The organism is Rivularia sp. UHCC 0363 (assembly GCF_034931125.1).
In the GTDB taxonomy this organism is placed as follows: domain Bacteria; phylum Cyanobacteriota; class Cyanobacteriia; order Cyanobacteriales; family Nostocaceae; genus Rivularia.
This window is the reverse complement of the sequence record NZ_JAYGHM010000031.1, coordinates 28,594-33,916: the sequence shown is the minus strand read 5'-3', so window position 1 is coordinate 33,916 and position 5,323 is coordinate 28,594. Positions and strand designations below refer to the sequence as shown.

Here is a 5,323-nt window from a genome sequence, read left to right as displayed (position 1 = left end):
CCGTCTTGCTCAGACCTTAAAATTTTACTCGGTGAAGAATTTAACTTAATATTCCTACCAAAATATTTACTAATATAGTCATTTCTTCAGGTACTCGATATAGCTTCAAATCTTCAGTAATTTCTTGACTTTGACGATTATAACTACCAAATCGCCAATCTTCTCCCGTAGTTACTACTCCGTATAAAATTGGTATTTCCGATTGCGTCCATTGGTCTAAAGCAATTAATTCAACCGCAAGCTGAGTGAATCCCCGATTTAAATCAGCTTGTTTTGCTTCTATGACTAATAGTTCCTTACCTTGACCAATGTAATAATCTAAACGACCTTGCAATCGTTCGTTAATATTAATTGGGTATTCAATATTTAATTGAGTTTGGGTAATTTCACATATTTCTAGGAGAATGGGAGCAATAATTGCTTGTTTGCGAGCATCCTCACTAACTAATTTCACCCGCTTGAGATTGCGATTAATTATAGAAGTTAGGGGTGCGATCGCGTTTTCGGAAATATCAACAGTTGGTAATTGCAACCTTTCCCGATTGTAACTACATCCAAGTTCGGTCAGAATGTCTTCTAGGGAGAAAGATAACTCAAAATATTTACTAAAGGTGTAGGTTTGGTTGGGTTGAAGAATCCGGGGACGATTCATAATTAGATTTAATCGTAATTGCTCATTTATATATTACTTAAGATTATTTTTACAGAAACAAGTTAGGTTTTAATTTGATGATTGGGTGTAGGTACAAGATATGAGTTTCCCCCCTGCTTCCAGAGATTCGGTAAGAGCGCTAAGAATCTGTACTAACTCGGTACCGACACGACCTGATGATAGCGTTGAAGGAGTATTTTTAACGATACATTCAATAAAGGTGTTGCAAACTCGCTGTAACGGTTCCCCTTTTTCAATTTCTACTACTTTTCGCTGTTGATTGACGGGGATAAAGCTATTTTGTTGACGCTCAAATTCCCCTTGCATCAGTGTCAAAGGTGCATCAGTTAACATTTCGTCAAAAATCAAGCTACCGCGACTACCTACAACTCCCAAACGTCGCTGTTTATCTGGATTGAGCCAGCACAGATGAATCAATGCTTGGAAACTACATGGGTATGTTAATGTTACCCAGACTAGATCGGAGAGGGAGGAAACCGATTCTTGTTGTAACCAAACTTTACCTGTTGCTTGAGCGAGAATAGGCAATTCTCCCAACCAACTATTGAAAATTGCAATATCATGAATGGCTAAATCCCATAGCGAATCAACATCTTGACGCACTGGACCCAAATGGGTGCGTGTTGCGTAACCGTAGCGTAAATCTCCCACAGCACCCGCTTGCAATAATGCTTGCCCTTTTTCTACTGCTGGATGAAATAAATAGGTGTGATCTACCATGAGAATCAACTGCTGTTTTTCTGCTAAATCGCATAGCTGACGGCATTCTACAGGATCGAGAGTCAAAGGTTTTTCTGCTAAAACATGAACACCCCAATTTAAAGCGTCCACAATTAAGGAATAATGAGTTACGGCAGGAGTAGCAATTACTACTGCATTTAATTCAGGTAATTGCTGTAATTCTTGCCAATCGGTAGTAAATAAAACATCTTTATCTAAGTTATGTTGCCGTTGCACCTTCGTTAAGCATTCTGGATTTGGGTCTACTACCGCAACAACTTTAACAGCAGGATGTGCTGCAAAATTTCGGAGTAAATGAACTCCCCAACGTCCAACTCCAACTACGGCAATTTTTATTGAATTAATCATTAGTTATACAAGATGACTGACCAAGCCAATTTTATCTTGTATGCTTTGAGTCCAGTAGATAATCAAGTATTTTTACTTTGATCGATTGCAAAAAAAGCTACTTTCGCAGCAGATTGCTCGGCAGCTTTAATCGAACGTCCTTTACCTTCACCTAATTTTTGATCGTGCAGCCAAACCTCAGCAATGAAGCGTTCCTGATTGTGTTGAGGTGAAGCGAGTTGAGTAACGCGATATTCGGGTAAAGTTTTATATTGTCCTTGAGTCCATTCTTGTAAAGCAGCTTTATAGTTTTGTCTCGCTGGGTCTAAGCTGATTTCTGTGGCAAGTTTTTTGAAATGAGGATCTAACCAAGGACGAATCAGATCTAAATTATTGGTACTTAGATAAAGCGCACCTAAAACCGCTTCAAAAGCATCAGCAAGTCTAGATTCTTGTCCTGCTTTATCTCCATAAGCACTACTAGCAACCAATAAATGTAATTCCAAACCGTAATGACTAGCTAATTGAGCAAGAACGCGATCGCTAACTAATACAGAACGAATTGCGGCAAAATCACCGACCTTGCGATCGTGAAAATCTTCCCACAGAACCAGAGCAGCCACCAGACGTACCACTGCATCTCCAACAAACTCAAGTTGTTCGTAATTTGCCGACTCAGAAATAGACGGATGAGTCAGCGCTAAGTCCAGCAATTCCCATTTCAAAGGTTCCTTTGCTGATAGACCCAGCTTTTTGAGCAAACTTTCAAGTTGTCGTTGACGACGCGGATAAATCACATACATTATTTACAATTATCAATTGTCAATGATCAATTGGGCATGGGGGATGGGTAATTGGTAATTGGTAATTGGTAATGGGTAATGGGTAATTATCTCCCCATCTCCCCATCTCCCCATCCCCTTGTCCCTCCATCCCCTTGTCCTCCCATCCCCTTGTCTTCAAAAAAAAGGGGGAGAGAGTCGGACATAAGCCGGGTTCTGTTCTAGTCATGTAAAAAGATACTTTCTACATTTCTAGGGCAGTTATCTATCTGGGACGCTTGTTACCAAACGCCTCAAGCGGCTCTCAAAAACGGAACTGGTAAAAGACCAACCTTAGTTCCTCTCACCTTGCTTCCAACCGGGGTTTACCGAGCCAGTACCTCTCGATACTGCTGGTGAGCTCTTACCTCACCTTTGCACCCTTACCAAACAATTCCGGATTTGCGATTTTGGATTTTAGATTGAATCCAAAAGCCAAAATTCCGGACACTTGCTACAACCGAGGGAACCTCGGCAACGCAGTGTCCTTAAAATCTAAAATCGATTGGCGGTATTTTTCTGTGGCACTATCCTCACGCTCGCACGCACTGGGCGTTACCCAGCAAGTTTGGTCTTTGGGAAGCCCGGACTTTCCTCAAATTAGCTTCAAAAAACTAATTTGCAACCGCCTCGCCTACTCTCTCTTAATATTCTAGTTTAGACTTGTATGATGTTAAGATTTTCTCTTTTTATTCCAAGGGAAAGCATAAGTCCAAGGTAGTTTTCTAATTGTAAAAGGACAAGTAATAATAGACATGGGAGGAATATTTTGACCGGGGACTAAACCTACGGGAAGTTCTGAAAATCTCAGTGCCAACTGAAGAGAACATTCTAATTGTTGTCTTCTGCTGATAAAATTTTTGTATAACTTTCTTTGCGCTCTCAAAGGACTACTTTTGAGTCCAGCTATATCAACTAAAGCTTTTTTTGCTTCATATGTTCCGGTTTCTTGGTCTCGCGCAAATACGTCTTCAGCAGTAATACTTTGCACGAGGTTTTGAGTCGGAGCAACCAGACTAGGGGTTTGCGGTACAGCTAAATCGCGAGATAAGTTAGGTGATTTGCGAATTACTCGACGCGATACATTTTTGTGTTTTACAACAAAAGAACAGTTGTCCCAGTCAACATATACAGCAACATTATCTGATTTATTGCTAAGGATAAGTAAGAAGTCCTTTAGACCATCAATATCGTAAGAAGGCGATAGTTTGAAGGCGATAGTCACTTTATCATCGAGTTCTTGTTCTTTTAATTGTTGATTAACAGTTGCGCTATCAAATGCAAATTTTATTTGATCTGCGATTGATTCAACCATTAAGTTGAAAACATAACTAACGCCGATGATATAAAGCGTTAGCACAAGTAGATTAGGATTATTACTCGTCGTGTCTTGCATTTATTTAAATGTAACCCCCTAAAATTTTCGCTCACCTCGAACATCTTTAAGAGTGGCAGGGCTTTCGAGCCAACCACTCCACCGGAAAAACAATAACAAACCACCAGCGATCGCGAGCATTACAGCCACGCAAAACCAAAAACCCCAGCGTGTTTTTAAACCGGGCATATATTCAAAGTTCATCCCGTATAATCCAGCAATAAAAGTTAATGGTAAGAAAATCCACGAAAATACTGTGAGTAATTTCATTATTTCGTTCATTTTATTGCTGACTGCTGAAAGATATACGTCCATCAACCCCGATGCAAGTTCTCGGTAAGTTTCGACCATATCCATAACTTGTACCGCATGATCGTAACAATCTCTTAGATAAATTCTTACCTCCTCACCAATCAGTTCGTTACTGTCCCGAATTAAAGCATTGATGGCACTACGCTGGGGCCATATAGCACGACGTAATTGTAACAATTCTCGTCTAATTCGATAAATTTTTTGCAGTGTTTTTCGGGTTGGATTTACGATTACTTCGTCTTCTAAATCTTCAATGCGTTCCCCATAATCTTCGAGTACGGGGAAAAAGCCATCAATGATTGCATCTAAAAGAGTATAAGTTAAATAATCGGCTCCCTGCTTGCGGATAATACCTTTATTGTTGCGAATTCTCAAGCGTACTGGGTCAAAGCAATCAAAGTTAGGTTCTTCCTGGACTGTCAACAGATAATTCTTTCCCAAAACAAAGCTTACCTGTTCGCTGTGAAAGCCATCACTATTTGCTGTCGGCATCACCATCCGAGAAATTATTACTAATTGGTCTTCATAATTTTCTATTTTCGGACGTTCTGGAACATTCACCACGTCTTCCAAAACCAAGGGATGCAGTTCAAAAACTTTGCCAATTCGTTGCAAAATACTTGTGTTACCTAAACCCGCAACATCAACCCAAGAAACTGATTCAGTTTCTAAGTATGCAGCACAATCTTCTGGTACAGTAATTCTCTTAGAAATAACTTTATTTTGATTGTAATCAATTAGGGAAATCTTAGTTTGTGGTGCGTCGATATCAATATTAAGAGTTCCCGGTAGCGTTCCCGGATGGTGATAGAAATCTTCTTCGTAGGGTTCATTTACTGGGGGAGTAGGATGAAATAATTTTTTAATCATGCACTTTGGCTCGATCTTAATAAGTGTTTAGGACAAGCTTTTCTGAAATTTCTTAGCTTTTTACAACCAGGAATACGTCCCCCACAAGACATTAATATGATGCCTAGTAAGATGTCTCATCGACCAATATTAACTTATTTAAGTCTGCTTAAAATCAAAAAAGGACAGGCAAAAGCCCATCCTGGAAGAATATATTAGGGAGTT

General features: G+C 39.7%; 5 protein-coding genes and 1 other RNA gene. All 6 read right to left on the bottom strand.

From position 1 onward, the window contains the following. Window positions 1–40 precede the first annotated feature (40 nt). Window positions 41–652, bottom strand: a complete 612-nt coding sequence (locus VB797_RS18300; RefSeq protein WP_323239153.1) for a hypothetical protein — start codon at window positions 650–652, stop codon at window positions 41–43. A gap of 69 nt (window positions 653–721) precedes the next feature. Then, window positions 722–1,762: a Gfo/Idh/MocA family oxidoreductase gene (locus tag VB797_RS18295; RefSeq protein WP_323239152.1), complete on the bottom strand. Its 1,041-nt coding sequence runs from the start codon at window positions 1,760–1,762 to the stop codon at window positions 722–724. Between the two features lie 62 nt (window positions 1,763–1,824). Then, window positions 1,825–2,544, bottom strand: a complete 720-nt coding sequence (gene rnc / locus VB797_RS18290; RefSeq protein ID WP_323239151.1) for a ribonuclease III — start codon at window positions 2,542–2,544, stop codon at window positions 1,825–1,827. 169 nt (window positions 2,545–2,713) lie between these two features. Then, window positions 2,714–3,203: RNase P RNA component class A (gene rnpB, locus VB797_RS18285), an RNA gene on the bottom strand. Window positions 3,204–3,235: 32 nt separating this feature from the next. Further along, a complete protein-coding gene (locus tag VB797_RS18280; RefSeq protein ID WP_323239150.1) occupies window positions 3,236–3,958 on the bottom strand; it encodes a hypothetical protein in 723 nt (240 codons plus the stop codon). A gap of 18 nt (window positions 3,959–3,976) precedes the next feature. Continuing rightward, on the bottom strand, window positions 3,977–5,119 hold the full coding sequence (corA, locus tag VB797_RS18275; RefSeq protein ID WP_323239149.1) for a magnesium/cobalt transporter CorA: 1,143 nt from the start codon (window positions 5,117–5,119) through the stop codon (window positions 3,977–3,979). Window positions 5,120–5,323: the final 204 nt, after the last annotated feature.